The 21880-nt window shown below is 48.9% G+C and carries 18 protein-coding genes; 7 read left to right on the forward strand and 11 right to left on the reverse strand.

The window, feature by feature from the left end; all coding sequences use genetic code 11:
• Nucleotides 1-53: 53 nt before the first annotated feature.
• Complete coding sequence (locus tag KTE_RS24100; RefSeq protein ID WP_201385478.1) at nt 54-1028, forward strand: leucine-rich repeat domain-containing protein; 975 nt, start codon at nt 54-56, stop codon at nt 1026-1028.
• A gap of 341 nt (nt 1029-1369) precedes the next feature.
• Here KTE_RS24100 and KTE_RS24105 read toward each other — a convergent pair whose 3' ends face one another.
• The 7 genes from KTE_RS24105 to KTE_RS24135 form a co-directional block, all read right to left on the reverse strand.
• A complete protein-coding gene (locus tag KTE_RS24105; RefSeq protein WP_236600410.1) occupies nt 1370-1978 on the reverse strand; it encodes a hypothetical protein in 609 nt (202 codons plus the stop codon).
• The gene (locus KTE_RS24110) at nt 1888-2400 is read right to left on the reverse strand and encodes an IS1 family transposase (protein ID WP_201385481.1); all 513 of its coding nucleotides are present in this window, start codon (nt 2398-2400) and stop codon (nt 1888-1890) included. Before KTE_RS24110 ends, KTE_RS24105 begins: the two co-directional genes overlap by 91 nt.
• Nucleotides 2401-2885: 485 nt before the next feature.
• The gene (locus KTE_RS24115) at nt 2886-4055 is read right to left on the reverse strand and encodes an APC family permease (RefSeq protein ID WP_255552939.1); all 1170 of its coding nucleotides are present in this window, start codon (nt 4053-4055) and stop codon (nt 2886-2888) included.
• 308 nt (nt 4056-4363) lie between these two features.
• Entirely contained in the window at nt 4364-4735 is a 372-nt protein-coding gene (locus KTE_RS24120; RefSeq protein ID WP_201385484.1) for a hypothetical protein, read from the reverse strand.
• A gap of 1 nt (nt 4736) precedes the next feature.
• A complete protein-coding gene (locus KTE_RS24125; protein ID WP_201385485.1) occupies nt 4737-5018 on the reverse strand; it encodes a hypothetical protein in 282 nt (93 codons plus the stop codon).
• 12 nt (nt 5019-5030) lie between these two features.
• Nucleotides 5031-5462: a response regulator gene (locus KTE_RS24130; RefSeq protein WP_201385487.1), complete on the reverse strand. Its 432-nt coding sequence runs from the start codon at nt 5460-5462 to the stop codon at nt 5031-5033.
• Nucleotides 5463-5487: 25 nt separating this feature from the next.
• Nucleotides 5488-6459 carry a class I SAM-dependent methyltransferase gene (locus KTE_RS24135; protein WP_201385489.1) on the reverse strand — a complete coding sequence of 324 codons (972 nt, stop codon included), beginning with the start codon at nt 6457-6459 and terminating at the stop codon, nt 5488-5490.
• 320 nt (nt 6460-6779) lie between these two features.
• On the opposite strand from KTE_RS24135, the gene KTE_RS24140 reads away from it, so the two are divergent.
• Nucleotides 6780-8786, forward strand: a complete 2007-nt coding sequence (locus KTE_RS24140) for a BTAD domain-containing putative transcriptional regulator (RefSeq protein WP_201385491.1) — start codon at nt 6780-6782, stop codon at nt 8784-8786.
• Here KTE_RS24140 and KTE_RS24145 read toward each other — a convergent pair.
• Together KTE_RS24145 and KTE_RS24150 are read right to left on the reverse strand one after the other, a co-directional pair.
• Nucleotides 8742-9563, reverse strand: a complete 822-nt coding sequence (locus KTE_RS24145; protein ID WP_201385493.1) for a nucleotidyltransferase domain-containing protein — start codon at nt 9561-9563, stop codon at nt 8742-8744. The genes KTE_RS24140 and KTE_RS24145 overlap by 45 nt on opposite strands.
• Before the next feature lie 647 nt (nt 9564-10210).
• Nucleotides 10211-11422 carry an IS256 family transposase gene (locus KTE_RS24150; RefSeq protein ID WP_201385495.1) on the reverse strand — a complete coding sequence of 404 codons (1212 nt, stop codon included), beginning with the start codon at nt 11420-11422 and terminating at the stop codon, nt 10211-10213.
• 534 nt (nt 11423-11956) lie between these two features.
• On the opposite strand from KTE_RS24150, the gene KTE_RS24155 reads away from it, so the two are divergent.
• From KTE_RS24155 to KTE_RS24165, 3 genes are all read left to right on the forward strand, one after another.
• Nucleotides 11957-14101 (forward strand): glycosyltransferase, encoded by a 2145-nt coding sequence (locus KTE_RS24155; RefSeq protein ID WP_201385497.1) that lies wholly within the window; start codon nt 11957-11959, stop codon nt 14099-14101.
• A 199-nt stretch (nt 14102-14300) separates the two neighbouring features.
• Nucleotides 14301-15173: a DUF692 domain-containing protein gene (locus tag KTE_RS24160; RefSeq protein WP_201385499.1), complete on the forward strand. Its 873-nt coding sequence runs from the start codon at nt 14301-14303 to the stop codon at nt 15171-15173.
• Between the two features lie 184 nt (nt 15174-15357).
• Complete coding sequence (locus KTE_RS24165; protein WP_236600544.1) at nt 15358-16209, forward strand: PP2C family serine/threonine-protein phosphatase; 852 nt, start codon at nt 15358-15360, stop codon at nt 16207-16209.
• 229 nt (nt 16210-16438) lie between these two features.
• On the opposite strand, the gene KTE_RS24170 is transcribed toward KTE_RS24165, so the two are convergent.
• On the reverse strand, nt 16439-18328 hold the full coding sequence (locus KTE_RS24170; RefSeq protein WP_201385501.1) for an HD domain-containing protein: 1890 nt from the start codon (nt 18326-18328) through the stop codon (nt 16439-16441).
• A 322-nt stretch (nt 18329-18650) separates the two neighbouring features.
• Here KTE_RS24170 and KTE_RS24175 point away from each other — a divergent pair, with 322 nt between their 5' ends.
• Nucleotides 18651-19199: a GNAT family N-acetyltransferase gene (locus tag KTE_RS24175; protein ID WP_201385503.1), complete on the forward strand. Its 549-nt coding sequence runs from the start codon at nt 18651-18653 to the stop codon at nt 19197-19199.
• 191 nt (nt 19200-19390) lie between these two features.
• Here KTE_RS24175 and KTE_RS24180 read toward each other — a convergent pair whose 3' ends face one another.
• The gene (locus KTE_RS24180; protein ID WP_201385505.1) at nt 19391-19858 is read right to left on the reverse strand and encodes an HAD-IA family hydrolase; all 468 of its coding nucleotides are present in this window, start codon (nt 19856-19858) and stop codon (nt 19391-19393) included.
• 141 nt (nt 19859-19999) lie between these two features.
• Here KTE_RS24180 and KTE_RS24185 point away from each other — a divergent pair, with 141 nt between their 5' ends.
• Nucleotides 20000-21430, forward strand: a complete 1431-nt coding sequence (locus KTE_RS24185) for an IS66 family transposase (protein ID WP_201385508.1) — start codon at nt 20000-20002, stop codon at nt 21428-21430.
• Nucleotides 21431-21880: the final 450 nt, after the last annotated feature.

Here is a 21880-nt window from a genome sequence, read left to right on the forward strand (position 1 = left end):
ATAAGCTGATCTGCTAGAATGGAGCAAAATGCAAGTGAAAAGGGAAAACGGCGATGAAATCGAATCAGCAGATCATAGGGCAACTTCAACGACAGAGGATTGTGAAACAACTTCAACGGGAATTGAGTCATTGGGACCCTGATAAACAATGCGAAGTTCACTATTATTTGAGTAAGAATAAGCGGTGTCAATATGATCAATTCGGGCGTGTAATTGAACTGCATCTCTGCGAATGCGATTTAACGCAGATCCCCTCGGAAGTATGGCAATTCTCTTCGCTGAAAAATCTTCACCTAAACAACAACCAGCTTAACACCGTGCCTGAACAAGTAGGTAGGCTCTCTTCGTTAGAATGGCTTGAACTGGACGACAACTTGCTCAGCGCCCTACCTGAGCAAGTATGGAACCTGCATAATTTGCGCTTTCTTGACCTGGCAAACAACCAATTTCGCTCTCTTCCTATGGAAATTGGCAATCTTACCGCTTTGCGCTCACTTTACCTGGGCAACAACCAATTCAGCTCTCTACCTGAACAAGTGTGGAGTCTCTCAAAACTGGAGGTACTCGATCTCTCGCGCAACCAGCTAAGCTCTCTTCCTGTCGCAATTGGTAATCTCTCTTTGCTACGTTCACTTCGTCTGGATAACAACCAGCTAAGCTCTCTTCCTGTCGCAATTGGCAACCTCACCGCTTTGCGCTCGCTTCTGCTGGGTAATAACCAATTCAGCACTTTCCCTATAGAAATAATCAAGCTTTCTGACCTACGGATGCTGCGTTTATCCCATAACCAACTCGGCTCTCTTCCTGGCGAAATTGGCAATCTCTCTGAATTAGGAATGTTATTCTTGCAAAACAACCAGCTTAGTTCTCTGCCTATGGAGTTAGGTAATCTCTCGTCGTTAAAACGGCTTCATTTGGATGGCAATCCATTACAGACACCACCGCTGAAGATCATTGCCCAAGGCACCCAGGCTATTCTTGCCTATTTGAGGACAATGCAAGAGGCAAAACGCCTTGAAGCAATATAATCCAATCGGGATAGTGCTATGTAGGGGTCACTAGGGTCAGACATTAAATAATTATGTTGGTGTAGGTGCTTATAAGCCTTAGGGCTTGCCATTGGTGCCGATGGCCGGAATCTATCCAGTTTATTTGTGGGTGTTTCTAGTTATCCTTATGGAGCTAAAACTAGGCTTCTTTGTTTGTGAGTATTGGTGTTCTCTTGCGTAAATTTGTGTGTGTCGCTGTACTAAATACTGTACTAGTTATGCTGGCGTAGGTCATTATGAGCCTTATGGCTAGCCGTGGGCTGGGGGAATTGGCGCATGGCTAGCCATTTTCTGTTGTCTTACAATTTTGGGTAGTGACTCTATTGAGAAGTGGTATGTAAGGAAGTCACCAAGAACATGGTGAAGGACCAGGGATGATCGGTGAGACCCAATGCCATGGCAGGAGTGCGGCGCTGATATCGTTGTGGAGTCGAGGACCTCGCAAGACGTAATGCCCGGTGGGGACGTATCCAGTTGTGTTCAAAGAGCTGCAGATGGATCAAGGCATCGAAGGTGACATCACGTTTGGCAAAGGCATGCGTCTTGCGAGTGAGGGCATTGAGCCGATCGCGGAGCATGCCGTTGACCCGCTCAATATGGACGGTTCCGGGTTGGGTGATCGCCTCGCCCAAAGCGGCATGGATCTCAATGGAGAGCAGTTTCCCATGCTCATCACGATGCTTAATGGTCTGCGTCAAGCACACATGTGGAGGGATGACCAGTGGGGGCCGACCGCGCTGGCCCGAACGTACAGGCTGACGATAGGCTCGAGTGAGGATCGCGGGATACCCCCGCCAGCCATCGCTGCACCAGTTCAATGGACGACCCTGCGTACGCGCTACCGTGAGGGTGACCGCTCGCTCGATGAGATCGTCGCCGATGCGTCCTGTGGCGCAGGCGGCAATGAAGCGGCTGGGGCGATCTTGCACGAGGCATCCCCAGCGTTCACCAGCATCAACTTCGTCGGGGGCTCCGTTTTTTTGTGCACGAAGGACCAAAACTCGTCGATTTCGACCGCCGAGAGGTGCAGGTCCTGCGTGAGGATGGCCGTCAAGGCTTCCGCATGCTCGCTTGCCCGCCGCACCCATTGGCCAATCGTTTCATACTTGTGGCCCGTGATCTCTTCTGCCGCCCGCAGACTTCCCCGACGCATCACAACGAGGAGCGCCTGGGCCACCTCGGCGACTGGCGTATGGAGACGATACATCGGCGTGCCTTCCGTTTCACCAAAGAAGCGGCCACATCCACGGCACTGGTAGCGCCGTCGCCCTTTGCTGCTGCCATTGCGAATGACGTGGGGCTGTTCACATGCAGGGTTGGGGCATGCTGGCAGGGATGGTGTCGGTGTCATGGTCAGTCCTCCTGACCTCTATGTTACCACTTCTCTCTAGAGTCACTACCCAATTTTGAGCTGCGGGTTTATTGACTCCAACGCTTGTCGCTATACTCACGTCCCCTTCGCACGCCCGATATGCACCAGATTACCCCCTGACACCTCTCCCAAATATAGCCAAGTCCACGCAGACGGGTTTACATTGCGCTGCAAAATTTAACATTGAAGTACGCAATCCTTTGCATTATACTCTCACAGATCCTTTTTCAATACGACGCGGCGCTTTTGAAGACATTCGTAACACTGGTCTTCTAGTAAGAACAATAAGCGGGCCGATGCAATGAATATGTCGGGGATAGCAATGGCTATTTGAGTTCGACGCAGCCTTCTTTCTAGGGTTTTCCTCGTGAAAAGCGACTGGCGTTGCAAAAAAACCTCGATATGTGCAGGGGCGAGGATAAAACCTACATAGCTTAAGTTATTCTTTTTGAAAAGTGTGATCGTTACAATTTCACTCCACTGAAAAGTGATACGTGGTGCAAACGGATAGTTATGAATACGTATCCCCTGATCATTTGCGACGAAGATCGGGCAACGCTGCTGAGATCGGCCGATTGCTTCAGATTGAAGAGAGGCACTGCAATATAGATGAGTGCTGTAAATGCGATGGCAATCAGGACCTGGTTTCGCAGGGCTGTCGCAGGCACGCGTTGGCGATTGAGTCGCGCAAAGTGTACTGAGATCTGCTGATGGAGGGCCGCCACAACAAGGAAGCGCGAGAAGCAGAGATTGAGCGCGACAGGGATCATCAAGAAATAGAGCAAGAGGCAGAAGGCCATGATGCTCCCCATCGCCTGGCCAAAGACATGATCAACCGTTCCTACCAGCAGCGCCATTGGATTGACCGTTTGTTGGGCAGTTCCTGCTCCTTGAATGACGAGCACGCCCAGGGTAAAGATCACGTATCCTCCAAGTGTCAGGAGGGTTCCCCAGGTCAGGTGGCGGGGAATCGTCTTCCGATGTTTGGTCTCCCCTGCCAACGTCAATGGCATATCTGATCCCAGCAATGCAAGCGTCGCACTACCCAAGAGCGCGAGATTCCCCTGTGGTCCCAGCGTAAGCCGCCACCCTGCGGCATCAGTAACATTGGTCATCGAAGGATGACCACGCATGAGCCACACACCGATCGCCACCATCATGAGAAGAGTGGCAAACCCCATGGCGCCTACGGCCACATTGAGCACATGTTGCACCACACGTGTGCGTTGCACAGAGAATGTCCAGGTCAAGAGCAACAGGACACCAATGACGCAGCCTTGCTGCCAGGGGAAGGGAAACCAGCTTCCATTGATAGCCTGAAGGAGAGACACAATGGCCGCACAGGCATTAATCATCGAGAGGATGCCGGGGAGCCAGGCACACAACCCAACGAAAAAACTCCAGCGAGACCCCAAGATGTGGTATGTCCAGTTATAAATACCGCCTACCGAAGGGTACAGATAGGCGAGTTGCGCCATCACCAGGGAACATGGCACAAAGAAGAGGAGGCCACAGAGAATCCAGTAGGTAAAACTCACCGCACCTCCAGCGGCAAGTGGGGTAACATTCGTGACCCAGAAGACGTTCAGCAAAAACAACCCCGTCATATCCACAGACCCAAAGACCGCAGGCATCGCTTGCGGGCATAGTTCTCCGATGGCAAGAGAGCACCGTGTGCTTGGGTTGGTGAGGAAGGAGCCATCGATCCTTGCTGGCTCACAGATCGCATATCATTCTCCGATCTACTGCAAAAGAGAATCTCTTTCTTCAAAAAGAAGAGAGTGAAAAGAGCATGCAAAAGAGAATTTCATCTATCCAGTAGCCCAAAAGAGAGGAGGCATTTCCCCTTGGGCGACCAACAGCGATGAGCACGAGTGGCCTGGACTTCCCTTCGGTTAGGTGGGTACATTAAAGGGAGAACCGAGAGAAAACCAGGTCATGCCTACTCACCCCTTTTCGCTCCTCTTTCAGCATATTTCTCACGGCGAGAACATGAAGGCGGCTCTGTGCCAGCGTCCAGCCTTCCTGCAACCGGGAATGGAGGAAGCTCAAAATAGTCAAGGATATCCTCATCATGTTGAAGCTGCCGCAAAAGGGCAGTTTTGAATGCTGGAGGCACTTGCGCTGCTAACAGGATACAAAAGAACCCCTCTCGTGCTTTGGTCGTGAGGCCATAGCGGAGAAAATACGCGCTTTGGGGAGGTTGCTGCTCGATTTTATCATTGATCTCATCAATCAGTTGCTGTAAGTTTCTTGCATTACAGGTGCAGAAGAGCATAATATGCTCTTCCTGCGGAAAGGTTGCTTGTTCCATCTTATCGTTGCTCTTTCATGCTTTCTTTTTGCAAAATCACTTTGTGCTGTGGCACGATGAATACCTTCTGTTCTCCATCAAGGGTGGCAGCGAGCTCATAGAGAGCTGGAGCCGTTTTCGATGCAGTAATGATTGTAAGGACCGTTACTCCAAGAAGGATCTCTCCCGTTGAGAGCTGGGTCTGCTGTCCTGTCAGCGTAGAGAACGTGAGAGATCGCCTGGGTATCAATCGATAGAGATGCCCTTCTCTCACATTGCGAGCTGCAAGCCGTTGATGCTGCATGTGAATCGCTCCTTATCCATAGAGCACGTGTTGGGATGGTTGTTGATGAGCTGTTTCTGATGGTGTCGCGTGTGCCTCTTGAACTGTTTGTAGCAGCTTCTGTGTCGTAAAGGGTTTGGCAAGATAGAAATGAACTCCAGCCAGGCGAGCCTTGAGACGATCAACGACGCCGTTGTAGCGCGAGAGCATCATCATGGGAACCTTTTTCCAGGCTGGCTTCGAGCGCAGATATCGCGCAATCTCATACCCATTCATTTTGGGGAGATCGATGTCGAGAATCAGAAGGTCAGGGAGTTGCGCGTCTGGTTGTTGGAGCGCGCACATTGCTGCTACTCCATCAGGAAAGCTCTCGACAAGGTACCCCTCTCGTCTGAGCGCAATTTCCACCAGCTTGCGTATGGTCGCTGAGTCGTCGATTAGCATAATCGTTCTTTGGTGTTGCATAGACCACTTCTCCTCACTACACTGCTCAAACACAGATGGTAGATGTTTTCTGAATATGCCCAAGGAAGGGCGCTACTGCTGAGTCGAGAACGATGAGAGGAAGAGGCTCTTGAGATGCTGTCATCTCCAGGAAAGCGTCACCCCTGTCATTCATTGGTTTTTCTCCCCATGCAGTGAAAAGATAGAGCAATGCGCTAAACTGAGGCATTTGAATCTCATGAGACGCCTGGATGAATAACGCATCAAACAGAGCCTGGGTAAGGAGGTGTTCCTCGATCATGGTAGGCGCATGGACTCGAAACCACAGAAGGTATTCTGAAGCAAAGGCGAGATGGCCCTCCGTCCCAGAAGAATGATCGATGGCCGTCGCCACCCCTTGAACCGCTTCAAATCCATTTCCCCGCAACAAATGCAACAACAGAGGGGTCAGGGAGACTGGTTGGTAGAGCGAGGAGAGGCGAGTGTGAGCACGAGTGATGGCCTCCATGGTGAGCGTGAAGAGACGAGCGAATGCAGGAGATGCCATACCCACACATCCCCATTCAGCTTCCGTTATTCTGAGAACGCCTCCTGGGCGCAACAGCCGCCCGCATTCTCTCACAAGCCGTTCCCATTGCTCAGAAGGGAGCGTATTTCCCAGAAGACGAATATTGACCAGATCAAACGAAGCCGTTGCGAGTAACAGGGGCTGAGTCGCATCCATAACTTGAAAGGAGACATTTTCAAGCTCCTGAATCTGGGCAAAGCTTTGAGCACAGTGAATGAAGGTCTCGTTGCAATCGATACCAATAACGGTCATTTCTGGATAGCGATGAGCAAGCTGCAAGGCCCATCCACCACATCCACAACCGATGTCGAGTACATCATAGATGCGTTCAAGATGCTCTTCGCTTTGTTCAGCGAGTGGCCCTCCCATGGCTTGCGTGAGAAGGACATCCTGGCGTAACAGACGGATATGCATGTCCGCCTCATTGCTTGAAACGCCTGGTATGTCCATGATTCTGCTCATTGGTAGCTGCATGTCTCTCTACTCTCGTCGCGTAGATCTTCTTTGGAACCGGGTTCTACGCATCAACGCGCATTTCTTCGGTTCGCTTATGAGCATAGCAGATCAATCGGGACAAAATTGGGACGGCATAGGCGCAGAACATATCAGATTTGGGACAAATATGGGACAGAAGTGGAACAGCAAGAAAAAAGGTAAAGAGAAGGGTAAACAGATGCAGAGAAGCGTGATATACTTTGGGCAAAAGAAAAAGCAAGGCGTTTTTCTCATGAACGATGTTAATGGCATCCGAGAGCAGGGGTGGATACACAATGTACGATGAACGACCCGAGAAGCAGCGCAGTAAATATGAGGATGATGAGAGTTCCCTTTTAAAAGCAATGAGCGAAGAGAGTAGCCCATTGCTCCGGGTCTTTCTCCTTGGTCCTTTTCGAGCCGAATGGCTTACACCATCACAAGATCCACATGCCTGGGAAAGTCGTACCTCGGCACGTTCTCTGTTCAAGTTGCTTCTCTGTGCGCCAGGGCGACAAGCCTCGAAAGCACAACTGGCTGGTATTCTCTGGCCGGAAAGTGCAGAAGATAAAGCTCGCGAGTCCCTGCGCTCGGCAACTAAGGTACTGGGAAAGGTGCTTACCACAACCACTGGGGAGAAGCTCCTTGATACTTCACAGCGGGATCTCTTAAAACTGGCCGATCAGCCGCGCCTCTGGGTCGATGTAGATGCGTTTGAACGATGTGTCACTCAAGCAGTACAATACGAAGACCCAAAGAATGCGGTCTCCCTCTGGCAAGAGGCCAAAGAGCTTCTTGGCGGCCCATTTCTCGTGGAAGATCGCCATCAAGAATGGATAACGCACACCTGGATGAAAGCTCGTCGTCAAGACTTACTCAAAGACCGTCGTAAGATGATTCGTTCGCTGGCAGATGCTTATATTGAGATAGGACAACTCTCTGTTGCGGAAGAGCTTCTCTCGAACCATCTTATTCGCTTCCCAACGGATCAAGACGCGCTCCTCCGTCTGCTTGTTCTTCTGGTGCAGCAAGGATGTCCCGATGAAGCGCTTCTGCTTTATGCAAAGTTGCAACAGAAACTTTCTCTCGCTGGTAAATCTCCGTCACATCACATTACTCGCTTTATGGCCCATCTTCAAGACCTATTGAAAAATTTTGGAAACTTCCATGCCCATGCACTTCTCCCTCCAAGTGCTATTTCTTCATCACATTTGAGGGAAGGTTCTCTGCCGATAAGAGAGGAGGCAGAGATTCCTCGCTTTTCGCAAGAAACTGAGAGGCAAGATATAACTATGCCGCGTCGCCAATTGTTAGGTCTATTCGGACTCGCAGCATTGGCAGTTCCTCAGCAAGTATTGAATAATAACCTCTCATCTCAACTCCACTATACCCGAGGAAATAAAGAGACCTTACATCATCTCGCTCAAGCAACAGTGTTATGTTTACATCTGAGTGAAGGGGATCAATTGGGATTGGCAGAGCACGTGCTCTGGAGCTATCTTCCGGGAGCTGAAACCTTAGCACAGCAACCTTCCGAGCACCAGAAACAAGCAGCCGCCCTCGTTTCTCAAGGATACCTGATAGCAGCTTCCCTTGTAGGACATCATAATGATCTTGAAGCAAGACAACGTTTTAGTGAGCAAGCCTGGTTCTATGGCAGACTAGCAGATGATCCAACCCTTCAAGTTGCAGCATTACGACAACTTGCCGTAACGTTTGATTACTTAGACTGTACTCAGAAGGTTCTGCAAACCTATCAGCGAACGCTTCCTCTACTCGATGATGTTCCCCCCCGTTTACGTGCTTGTATCTATGCAGCACTTTCTGGAGCCTATGCACAATTACAGCAGAAACAGGATGCCTATCGCTTCATTGGCTTGGCTTATGAACAGTTTCCCGAAAAGGAAGAAAGGGAACCAACTTTCCTGCGCTTAGTGAATGCGAACTATCACACCATTATCTTATGGGATGGGTTGAACCACCTGGAGCTAGGTGAGGCTCGAATTGCAGAGAAAGTTCTCGCCCAGATAGACGTTCTCGGCTCTAAAACACAGATACCAGAAAGAATTCGCATTGAACTCTTAAACTATCGGTCGAAGGCTTTTATAGCCGTTGACGAGTTGGAACAAGCCTGTCAATACTTAGAGCTTGCGATACAAGCCTCGCTCGCACTTAAGAGCAAGAGGCGCTTGCAGGAAGGTTTTGCAATCTATCAACAACTCCAGAAAAAGTGGCCTGATGAGCGAAATGTTCGAGCATTAGGGGACTTCTTCATGCAAGGTCTGATCCACCACTTTCAATAGCGTCTCAATGGTTTCGAAGTGTTCGGGAGAGAAGCAAGGTTTCAGCAAGTGAACTGTCTCTTGATAGAGACGAAGAGCTGCGACTCCTCTTGCTTCAAGGGATATCTGAGATACATGAGAAGGACTACCCGCAGCATCAAGATAGTAACGAGTCCAAGAGGAATCCATCCCTAGCGATTGGAAGACCTGGAGTACATAGTTATTGCCAGTCGCGAGGATACCACGTTGGACGCCTACAGCTTCAGTGACTGCTGGCAAAATATGCAAATAAATTCTCTCTATAAGCATTAGAGTGTTATGGTTCTGAACTGCTCCCAGAGTTCGAAGAACAACCTCAGTCAGTTCGACGAGAAGTCGACTCGCGTAGGCATTGGCAGCGTCTTGCAATGGTTCCCATTTCCAGTGAAGGGTCTCTTGCTGGAAGGCTCGAAACGAACCTTCTTTGTCCAAAAGAATACGAGCATCGCGTATGGTAGAAAGGCGAAAAATAGCCTCTTGAGGAATGGTCAGCCAATCTCGATAAATAGAAAGCGGGCGGCTTGAAAGGTTCAAAAGATAGCCGTCATGCCAAATAAATTGTTTCTGCTGTTTTCGGTCTGGTGTTTCTCGTAGAATGCGAACCAGATCAACATCACTAAAAGGTGGCCGCGCCTCACCACGAGCATAACTCCCGTGTAGAATAACAGCGGTGACAGTATCATCATCGAGTTGAGGGAGAAGGGATGTGAGAAATTCCTCAGGTAAAGTCGAAGGTGCAGAAGGTGGATTCGATGTCATGTCATTACCTCAGCGAATATCTGGAATAGAATGCTATATTCAATTGTATCAGGTCATAATAATACAAGCAAAAGAAAACTACCTGAGCAAGAATCCATGCAAGTGGATGAACTGATGGAATGAGCCATTCAACCTCAAAAGGTCCAATGAGAAACACACGAATAGCTGGCGCATATGTTGCCTGTGTCTGCTCCTCCGTTAAGATATTGCCAAGTTTTATCTTTCTACAACCCACCTCTCCTCTATCTTGCACAAAGCAAGCTTTATTCTCCAAAATCATCTAAGAAGCATTATAGCAAGGCTCTATGACTTTGCATTAAAAAAATATCATACTGTCTTGCTGCTGTCCCATTCCCGTCCCACTTGATCTGCTATGCTTAGAAACAAATCGGCGAAACACAGGCTAGTAAGAGCGCGTCCAATACTTTTGCCTGTTTTGAATTTGAATAAGAAAGGAGGGATATGACCCTAAAAGCTTCTATTCTTGTGAAGGCCTGAACTGCAGAACTCAAGGCAAGGAATAGCTTTGAAGGAATGCTAAACACTTCGGTTGCTTTTGATAACCGGAAGAGTGGCCTTCTCGCCAGTGAGCAAGTATACATTGCTCAAGAAAGAGTCTGTCAAGTATTTTATGTATGTGTTTTTGTCTATTGAGGGAAACGTTCTCCGAATTCGATGGCAAAACAGTTGAGCGCAGGTATCCAGTTTCGAATGGGCATGGTCCACTTCTTGGCAATGTTGTGCATGGCCAGGTACACGACCTTGTACACCGCCTCATCTGAGGGGAAAATGCGGTGGTTGCGCGTGACCTTGCGTAACGACATATTGACCGACTCAATGGCATTGGTCGTGTAAATGACCTTGCGGATGTCTTCGGGAAAGGCAAATAGCGGCATCACGTGGCTCCAATGGGTCGCCCACATCTTGCTGATACTGGGGTACTGCTGATCCCATTTCTCGGCGAACAGGTCAAGGTAGAGCTGCGCTTCGCTTTCCGTCGCTGCGGAGTAGATCAATTTCAGGTCGGCTGCTACCTCCTTGCGATGTTTGTAGGAGACATATTTGAGCGAATTGCGGACCAGGTGGACCATACAGAGCTGGACACGTGTGCGTGGGTAGAGCGTTTCAATGGCCTCTGGTAAGCCAATGAGCCCATCCACGCAGGCAATGAAGATATCCTTGAGTCCTCGATTGTGCAGCTCGGTAAAGACCGACAACCAGAACTTCGCTCCCTCATTGTGGCCTAACCACATCCCAAGGAGTTCTTTTTGCCCTTCCATATCCACCCCCAGAGCCAGATACAGCGCCCTGTTAATGATACGCTGGTTCTCACGCACTTTCACCACCAGACAATCGACGTAGATAATGGGATAGACCTGCTCAAGTGGACGGTTCTGCCACTGGCGGACCTCATCCATCACCGCCTCGGTGATGTTGGAGACAAAGGTGGGAGAGATCTCCACCCCATACAACTCTTGGATTTGTGCTTGAATATCGCGAGTCGTCATACCACGGGCGTAGAGGGCCAGAATCTTATCTTCAAAGCCATCCAATCGGGTCTGGTGCTTGGGGATCAGGGTAGGCTCAAAGCTGGCTTCACGATCACGTGGAACCGCTATCGTGATCTCGCCTTGTGACCCCTTAAGTGTCTTGCGGCTGCTACCATTACGGCTATTGCGTGTGGTGTCGCTGCGTTTAGCATGCTTAGGGTAGCCCAGGTGCTCTTCTATCTCCGTTTCCAAGCAACGCTCAATGAGGGCTTTGGTGAGTTGTTTGAGCAAGCCATCTTCGGCCAGAAGTTCCTTGGGGTCGGTGCATTCTTTGAGCAGCTCATCGATCAATTCACGTCGAATGGTCATCTGTTGTACTTCTTCCTCTCTTCATCCACTACGTTTTTTGTCGTCACATACACAAAATATTTTACACCCTCGAAAGAAAGGACAACCTATATGCAGGATCTACTAAAACGTTCTCGATTCAAGCGTTTTGAGATTGTTCACGTCTCCCATTTGCCCACTTCGGTCTCCTCTGCTGAATGTAAGGAAACGTGTAAACTGCCAGAACCGGCCCCTAACACCTGCAAACTAGAATGTCACTCAGGATCACCATTCATGGAAACGCGGGAGGATTCACCTCGACCCATGGTGTGTTAGTTCTACGAGCGACATCTTGATAAGGTCGCACAGTCGAAAATGGACAAGAATCATTCCAGTATTCGTGCCCACATGGATAGATGCTTCTATTGGGTCTGACGTTATTGAGCGTTGTCTGTTTTGTGCCAGCGTAAATTTTTCTTCTTACGGAGCGTCTGGTGGTCACATCGCACAGGGCGCTCCGTAAGATCTACACTTGGGCTTTGGAGGCTGATATACACAAAGCAAAGGATGCATGCTATGTCTTTGACTATTTGCCTGATAGGAAAGTATTTTCCGATCCAGGGGGGAGTAAGCAAGGATAACCTGTGGTTATCGTATCATCTGGCGAAGGCGGGCTTTCACGTTCATGTTGTTACAAATGCAGAAGAAGTTGAGCCGCAGTACCGTAGCCTTCCCTGGTCTTCTCCCCCATCATTACCACCTGACTGTAGCGGAAGTATTACCGTTCATGCCACGCAACACAAGGAGCGCCGTCATTATATCCCCTATGCAAATCCTTTCGTGTCCAAATTAGCATCCATAGCAACGGAGGTAGTTCGTACCTATCACTGTGATCTGATCTATAGTTATTACCTCGAACCATATGCGGTGGCGGCTTCACTCGTCTCTCGATGGACCGGGGTTCCCTATGGCATACGCCATGCTGGCAGCGACGTAGGGGCTCTCTTGCAGTCACCCGAATTACAAACGGCTTACCAGGAAGTTTTACGAGGAGCTGACTATATTGTCGCTACTCCATCAACCTTCCGTCGTTTCCTGCACATGGGAATCCCTTTCGAGAGACTGTATTTCCCGGTGGGCTCATGTCTTCCTGCTGATATCTTCACTCCAGAGGTCCCACCGCTTGATATGCACGCATTTCTCCTCTGGGTTCAAGAAAACCTGCCCACAAATAGCTACTATGATGTGTTTCGTCAGTTTCTGGAGAAACCATTTAACCCAAATATCCCTACCATTGGGATCTATGGAAAAGCGGGAACGGTCAAGGGAACCTTTGACCTCGTGCAAGCATTGGCCTTGCTTCAGAAGCAAAACGTCCCTTTTCAGTTCCTCGCTCTGAATCAAGGGAGCGAGGCGACTCTGGCTGCATTGGCCTCCTCCATTGAAGAGCATAATCTCTCAGAGGTTACCTGGCTTCTCCCCTTTATTCCCCACTGGTCTGTGCCGCAATTTATCCGGTCATGTCTTGCAATTTGCTTTTTAGAACGGGATTTCCCTATCCCGATTCACACGCCCCTCATTCCACAAGAGGTATTTGCCTGCGGGACGTGTCAGATTCTCTCCCATGAAATAGCTCAAAAGCAAACCTATCATGCGTATCTTGAGCATGGTCGCAATGTCTACCTGGTTGACCCACATGATCATAAAGAGTTGGCTGCCATCCTGAACACAATCGCCTCTCACCCAGAAGCCAGTCGGCAAATAGGACGGCAAGGATACGATGATATCGGCCAAGATCGAGGGCAATTTGCTGCGGAGGAAGATGCATGGGGAAACCTCTTCATACATATACTTCGCGATGTCCAACAGAGGAGGCATATGATGAGTATTGCAGAGATGCAATCTTACCTGGCACAGCTCTACACCGATGACACCTTACGGCGATTATTCTCTCTCAACCCAGATATCTCCTTTGAAGGGTATCTGTTAAACGAGGAAGAAAAGCGGTCTCTTCGGGCAATTGATGGAAAGTTGCTGGAGTACTTTGCGACATCATTAAAAATGAAACAACTAGAGCATTTACGCGCTATCTACCCAGCGACATTCATGTTGCCTAGATCGCTCATGGAGCGTCTCTTTGACCGCTTCTATCACCACTTTCCAGCCAAACCACATGAAGAGACGTTGATGAGAATTGATCAGTTTGGTGTTTTTTTTGAGCAGGCGCTAACCATTGACGAATTGGCCCCGTGTTATGCCAGCGATATTGTACGCTATGAACGGTTACGTTACATATATACATATCAGCCAACACCAGAGGATGCGTTTTCCGCCATTAATGTGCCATCAACATTAGAGGGTTCATCACTGAATATAAACGCCCCTCTTTTTCTCCTTCCAGGAGTCTATCGCGAAACGTTTTCCTATCCTGTCGTCGATCTTGTTGACACCCTTGTAAAACAACAGCCTGTGGACGAACATCTGATGCAACCTGGTCACTATCATCTGGTGTTCCAACGTGAGAGACATTCACTGACGATGAATGTCTTCACCCTTAACGAAGAAACATCACTTTTGTTGGATATCTGTCAGCAAGAAATGACTGTAGCGGATTTGATTCGAGAAGCTGAGCAGCAATTAGGCGAAGCTGACCTGGCCGACGATATCCTTGCCATGCTTACACTCTTACAAGAAAAACATATCGTGGGGGCATGCCAATGATCCATCATACTTCTGAAAAACGAGCGCCCATCTCTCGTTTTCAACTTGAGCATGTAAGCAAGAACCAACAACAGAGAACAATAGTGGATACAGGGTGCCAACGCTGTCAGCAGTGTGCTTTATGGCGTCGATCAGCGTCTGTCGATAAGAGTACGAGCCTTTCTGGCTTTCCCTGGACACAAGAGGAAAGGGGTCATCAATGCGAGAAATAACCAATTGTACAACGGCCATCCCGACACTAGGTGTCGGGATAGGCTATCGTTCAGAACTGAGAGAGGGTATATTTTCCAATCGAGACCATATTGATTTTTTGGAAATCATTACTGAGAACTATCTCTCGCATCCAGATGCATACAGGTCATTAGAAGAGTTGTGCGCTCTCTTCCCTGTCATCCCCCATGGAGTGGATTTATCAATAGGGTCGATAATGCCCCTCGATGCATCGTATCTCAAAGCCATCAAGCGAATTTCGGATGTGACAAACGCTCCCTACTATAGTGAACATCTATGTATGACAAGAACACCAGGGCGATATATTGGTCATCTCGCTCCTTTGTGGTTCTCAGAGGATTTATTGCAGCATGTGATTCGTCGAGTCTGCATGCTTCAGGACTATCTAGAGAAACCGTTAATCCTGGAGAACGTCACCTATATGCTGGAAATCCCCTATAGCCCAATGAGTCAGACCGAATTTTTCCAACGATTAGTCGAGGCAACAGGTTGTGGCATTTTGCTTGATGTAACCAACGTCTTCATTAATGCGGCGAACCATGCATTTGACGCTCAACGGTTTGTAGAGCAAATGCCACTATCACACTTGGTGCAAGTGCATCTTGCTGGTGGGTATCAGAGAGGTGGCTGGTATGTTGATGGGCACAGCGAACTCGTTCCTCCTGATATTTTCGACCTTTTTGAATATCTGATATCACTGTGCCAGGTGAAAAGCGTCATATTTGAGCATGATGCACATTTTCCTCCCATCACTGATCTGCTACAGCAGATTGATCGGGCTCGTACTATTGTAATTCGACAAAATAGAAAGGGTATACCAAATAAATGCGTTCTTTCTTAAATATTGACGACCGAGTAGAATGAAGCTAGTATAAGTTAGTTTTCTGCAAAAAAGAGAATAAACAATATCAGGAGTACACAAATGGCTTGTAAGCCATCAGTCTAAATACATCTAGCAAGCGGATTGAGGTGTATACACGAAACGTATGACAAGAAGTTAGCTATAACAGGAAAGAGAGAACGGGTTGAAGCAGCATATTACGAGTCTCCAGCTAAACCAATGTATCATTGACAGTGCCAATCAAATGCAAATGCAGAGATCTCAAAGCGAGGACTATGTTCTGGTGAACGTAGAGAGAGGCCTGCTCGGGGTATTTGATTCAGTCGGAGGACGAGATAGGAACCTCTTGGTGTCACATCTCGCTGGCATTACTACCTCCTCTGCCTTAGAAGCGCTATCAGAGGCAGATCGTCAGGTTGCGCCTGCGCAAATAGAAACACTTTTGCAGACATTGATACGGCTAGCGGATACAAAAATTGCTTCACTTGTCTTACCCCCAGAACACAAGAGACCTGCAACAACCACAGCTCTTGGCATCCTCTCTGTACGAAATTCGCAAGCCTTTTTGTCGCTGGCTCACATTGGAGATAGCAGAATCTACCTTTTACGAAACGGGCACCCCCTCCAACGCCTCACAGAAGATCATGGATACTTCTCGTTTGCTATGCAGCAAGGCCTCTTAAGCAGAGAAGATAGCTGGCGCATTGAGCAAGCCAGGAGCGCACAAGATTTATCATCACGTGACAAGGAGCACTTTGACAAAAGGAATAAAATCACCTGCGCGGTAGGATGGTCTGACTTTTCGTCAATTCCGACCCGCTCCCTTGCTCTGCTGCCTGGAGATCGAGTTTTGTTCTGTACAGACGGGGTTCATGACAATCTTGCCGATCAGGAAATAGAAGAGGCTCTGTCGGCCTCAACAGAGTGTTCCGCGCAAAACCTGGTATCTGCCGCGTATCACCGCTCTCAGCAACCTGATTTTCGCGCGAAGCCAGATGATATAAGTGCAATCCATGTTTTGTATCAACCGCACTAAACCCAAGTAGAGTTCCAGGTTCTGGTGTTATTGCAGGGAGAAGGGGATTACCCCTCATACTGCCTTTAGAACGCCTGAAGCGATGGAACAGATGATTAGACAGAGTATTGAAAATATCCACCGCCTTCTCTTTGAAGGGGGAAGATAGACCCTCACTTTTTAGCCAACCCATACGTTCTGACACAAGGATAGCCTTCAGATGCTCTGGCGTTGCCATCTCCTGATAGTATTATTCTTTCTCTTCCTCCTGTTGCACACTGGTTACTCCTTCGATAGTGTGAAGATGTTGGAGCAGAGGCGTAAGAAAGGAGAGGCCTTGCTCAGGCGTTGGATGCTGTATGGCCACAGTAAGAAGTGCTTGCCCATGCGTCGTCTCTGAGTTCAGAGAGAGAATATTCAGTTGGGCCTGCGTCAATAGAGCAGCTACGTCTCGCAAGAGGCCTGCACGATCCTCAGCGTGAATGCACAGGATTATGCTCTCGGTGTCTGGTGTTGCCTGGTCATGACTGACTTCCTTTGAAAGCTTCTGGCCGTCAATGGGTGTCTCCAGTTTCAGGGCGCGTCGGATCTTATTACGGGCCGCCGCTGTATGCACAAAGGGGAGCCATTCCGGGCTGGGAGTCACTTCTGGCTGGTGGAGAATATCGACAACATCCCCTTCTTTGAGTTCGTAGTCCAGGGGGGCCAGGCGTGTGACAAGAAGGCCTTCCTGATTTCGCGTGGTAATACGCGCCCCAGCACAATGGTCGCCGATATCACTTCCCAGGCGATATGCCAGATCGAGTGGAGTGGCTCCACGCGGTAAGTCAATCACATTTCCTGCCAGGGTAAACACAAATAATTGCTCCTGGAACAGGTCATCTTGAAAGGCTGCAATAAACTCGTCTGTGCTCTGCGGGAGAGCACGTTGCCACTGCCGTAATTGCTCCATCCAGTTGGTCATTTCGCGATAGGATACCCACCAGCTCGCATAGGCACCTTGCTGAATGCTGGTTTTGTGATACCGTTCACGGAGATACCAGTAACTTGCTAATCCATAATACGCAAGGCGCTGCATTTCTCTTGTATAAATACGGATCTCGACTAGACTATTTTGCGGACCAAAGACCGTGGTATGTAATGCCTGATATCCATTCAGTTTGGGGGTGGCAATAAAGTCTTTGATGCTTCCATCCTTGGGGCGCCAGCATGCATGAAGTTGTCCCAATGCCAAGTAACACTGGTCATCAGTTTCTACTACTATGTCAAGAGAGATGAGATCATGGATCTGGTGGAGCGAACGCTCTGAAACATGTTGATGAAGATGGGCAACTTTGCGCTGGATGCTGGCAAGATGTTTCTGCTGGGCTTGTATGGTGACAGCTATTCCAGCATGAGATAGGGTGTTTTCTAAAAGCTGCCCAATTTCATTCAAGCCTGAGAGTCGCCTTGGAACTTCCGCCACAATCTCCTTTGCAAGCGTTGCATAGGCTTCAGGTTCCAGGTACAGCAACGCCAGGTCTTCCAGTTCAGCTAGAGCGAGTGACATCCCCAGGCGTCGGGCCAGAGGGATGTAGATTTCCCTGGTCTCTAGAGCTGTCTTTTGTTGATGCGCGAAAGACATCGCATCCAGCGTACGCATATTATGGAGCCGATCAGCAACTTTCAGCGCGACGACTCGCGGCTCTTGAGCCATCGCAGCGAACAGCTTGCGAACGGTTTCCGCATGAGCACGCTTCTTGTCAAACGATGGTGTCTGCGCGAGGGCAGCAAACTTGGTTACCCCATCGACAATCGTAGCGACCGCCGGGCCAAAGCGTGCCTGAAGTTCGTCCAATGTCAGATTCGTGTCTTCAACCACATCGTGTAGCAAGGCCGCAATAATCCCATCAGCATCTATGCGCATCTCTGCGAGCAAGAGTGCCACCTGCACAGGATGCTGGATATAGGGTTCGCCAGATTTGCGTACCGCACCCTGATGAGCCTGAGCAGCCAGGGTATAAGCTTCCTGAATGCGGTCAAGATGTCGCTGCGTATGAATATACTGACGTGCTTCTGCCATCAGGGCATCAATAGCAGAAGATGATCCTTTTAAAGCCTGCATATATCGCGGGCGCAACATCTCCGGCGTCAATAACATGGTTTTTTCTCTTATGTTTCTTTCTTTTTTCTTGTATTGCGCAAAGAAGTATCAATAAAATAATTTTACATGAAAAGTTATTGGAATACACGGCTAACAGTAGCAATACCCCATGATCAAAATGCCCCTAAAAACCTACTATTTTTCTCCACTGGTCTTTGTCTTGTTGCAGGATTATGATACGTACATATTTGTATTGCACATATTTTTATCGGATGATAGTGAAACCCTTTCTTCTGTAAAGTAGGTCCTCTTGCCGCTCTCCATACTTTATGTTACTTTATCTTTTTAATACATATCTAGACGAGGAGCATTAAAAAGAATGAATACATTTCTGGCAGGAGAGAAAGTGGTCCTACGTTCCTTAGAACTTGAAGATCTGGATATGTTTTGGACATGGTTTGCAGATCGCGAGGTAGTCAGATACTCTATGGGGACATGGCTGTTTCCCTGGTCGAAAAAGGAGACAGAACAGTGGCTACAACAAACGCTTCAGGATAAAGACACACTGACACTTGGGGTCGTGAAAAAAGATGGAAGTCAACTGATTGGATACGCAGGAATCGCCTCGATAAGCCGCATCAACCATTCTGGAGAATATTATATTTTTCTGGGTGAGAAAAGTAGTTGGGGACAGGGATACGGAACAGAAGCCACACAATTGATTGTCCACTACGGCATTGCAAGCTTGAATTTGCATCGAATCATGCTCACTGTTTCTTCGCTGAATACAGGTGGAATAAAAGCGTATACGAGAGCGGGTTTTCAGCAAGAAGGAATACTACGTGACGCCTGTTATCGCGATGGGGCTTATCACGACAAGATCGTTATGTCCATCCTTCGCCCAGAGTGGGAGGCTCAGCGCTCTTAGCGCTTTTTCTCATCACTTTAAGGGGTATTCACTGATGAAAAATCGCCAGAGGGGTGCGTCCTGTTTGTGTCATCATGACGACACAAACAGGACGCACCCCTCTGGCAGATGAAACAGGGAGAGAGGCGGTAAAACAAGCAACTGATCTCGCTTTGTCAGACCATTCATTGTTGTCGAAGTGAGAAGATCAACTATGACGGGATATGAAGAAGAGCGTGTATCGCGGCAATAGCCTGTGTGGTGTCCTTGAAATGAATAGCATGGATTCCCAGCTGCTGTGCCGCCTCAACGTTTATCAGCTTATCATCCACAAATAGAGCTTCTTCAGGATTGACTTCTAACCTCGTAAGCGCGCGCAGATAAATGCGAGCATCCGGCTTCGCAATCCCTTCCTCTCCATCAAAAACCATCAAATCTACCATTTCACTCAAGCGAAATTTCCGATTCATCGCTTCACGTGACCCGCCATTACAGATGGTCGCAATCTTATAAAATGGGCGCACCTGAATCAGAAACTGAGACAATTCTGTATTCAGCTTCTCATATGATACCCAGAGATTCTGGGTTGATACCCCACGACGTTGATCCTCTCGGTATTTCTCCCAATCAATGTCAAGCAAAACCCCGCCCAGGTCGAAAATAAGAGCCTGAATAGCCATCGAATATCCTCTCTTCAGAGATTCCTATTTTTCCGCTTTTAAACTTACCGTTCGCTTAAATTTTGGGGCATAAAAATGGTAACTATTCAGGTTCTCTAAAAAGACTTGCATTGTGCACAAGAAATCAGGTACGCTCTGCATATGGACCGAGATGCTCAAATCGACTGGCTGATCCAAGAACTCACCACGGTGCGTCGTGCATTGGATGAAGCCCTCCAAGAAAATACGCGCTTGAAAGAACGCATTCACGAGTTGGAGTGCCAGCAGAAGAAAGACAGCCATAACAGTGGCCTGCCTCCTTCTTCTGACCGCTTTGCGCGTCGTCCTCGCTCTGGACGTGAGCGCAGCGGCAAGCGTCCTGGTGGGCAGTCTGGTCATCAAGGCCGTTCGTTGCTGCAACGGCACGACCCAGACCAGATCGTGGTTCATCGCCCAATGCAGTGTGAGCATTGTTCCTGTGACCTGCGTCTGACGCCAGCCCGGCCCACCGCACGCCGACAAGTGCTCGATCTGCCATCTCACCCCCTTCAGGTGACCGAGCATCAGGTGCAGCAGGTAGCCTGCCCTGAGTGTGGAGCGCTTTGCAGAGCCGACTTTCCAGTCGGAGTCAGAGCACCCGTGCAATATGGACCTTCTCTGCAAGCCTTGGCTGTGTATCTGAGCCAGGTCCAATTGTTGCCCTATGCTCGGGTGAGCCAGGTTCTTGAAGATCTCTTTGGGCATCGGCTTTCCGTTGCAAGCATTGAGGGCTTTGTCATCCGTGCTCACCAGAGCCTTGAACCCGTTGAAGAGGCCCTCAAAGAAGCGCTCATCACCCAGGACGTTGTCAATCAAGATGAAACCGGCCTCTACGTCCAAGGCAAACGCCACTGGGTTCATGTCGTCTCAACCCCTCAGCTCACCCATTATGCGCATCATCCTAAGCGTGGGCGAGAGGCCCTGCAAGCCATTGGCATCGCTTCGCGCTTGCAAGGGCTGAGCGTGCATGATGGCTGGAGCAGCTACTGGGCGTACGGCAAGGGCCATGCCCTCTGCAATGTGCATCACTTGCGAGAACTAACCTTCTTCGCCGAAGAAGAGCATCAGCTCTGGGCGAGTGAGATGAAGGTGCTGCTGCTGTTGATGCGTGAACTTGTTGCTCAGGCCAAAGCTCGAGGATGGAACGCCTTTGCTGAGCCCATGCAAGTGGTTCTCATGGAGCACTATCAGCAGATTCTTGAGCAAGGCTATCAATCAGTTCCGGCCCCGCCTCTCGCTCGATCAGGCAAACGAGGCAAATCCAAGCAACACCCGGTACGCAACCTTTTAGATCGGCTTCGCATCCATGCTGATGCTGTGCTGGCCTTCGTGCGTGATTTTCGTGTGCCTTTTGATAACAATCTGGCCGAACGGGACCTACGGATGCTCAAGGTGCAACAAAAAATCTCTGGCTGTTTCCGCTCCGTCCAAGGGGCTGATGCCTTTTGCCGTCTGCGCAGTTATGTTTCCACCATGCGCAAACAAGGCCACCGCCTGCTCACTGCTCTTGAAACGGTGCTCGCTGGTGCTCCTCTCTTTCCCTCCTTCTCGTGAACCTGAATAGTTACAAAAAATGAATTTATTCCCCACTTAGGGCCAAAAAACGCCTATAAAACGATGCTTATTCCCCACCTGGCAGTAATGCTTGAGATTAAAATCAGGCTTCTTTCCCAAAGTGAGGATTGATTGTCGTTCACATTACTCAGAAATCGGGCGACTGTGAGGGTAATTCTCAAAACCGCCTGAAATTTAAGCGAACGGTGAGTTTAAAAATTGTAAAATATAGTGTTCTGTCCTACCACTTTTCGTATATCTTCTATTCATACTCTCCAGCAAGAGCGCGGTCAGTTTTTTCGCCGCTAGCTTCGCCACCAAAATGATGAAACAATAAGATATGGACTGCCCTGGCTTCGCTCTCATATTTTTACTTGGCGCTAACCAGCGTTACCTGATGCAGATGAGGACCATATATATCGAGGTGCAAGTCCACCTACAATATATCTG

Origin of the sequence: Ktedonobacter sp. SOSP1-85 (genome assembly GCF_016587415.1) — a bacterium.
GTDB lineage: Bacteria > Chloroflexota > Ktedonobacteria > Ktedonobacterales > Ktedonobacteraceae > Ktedonobacter.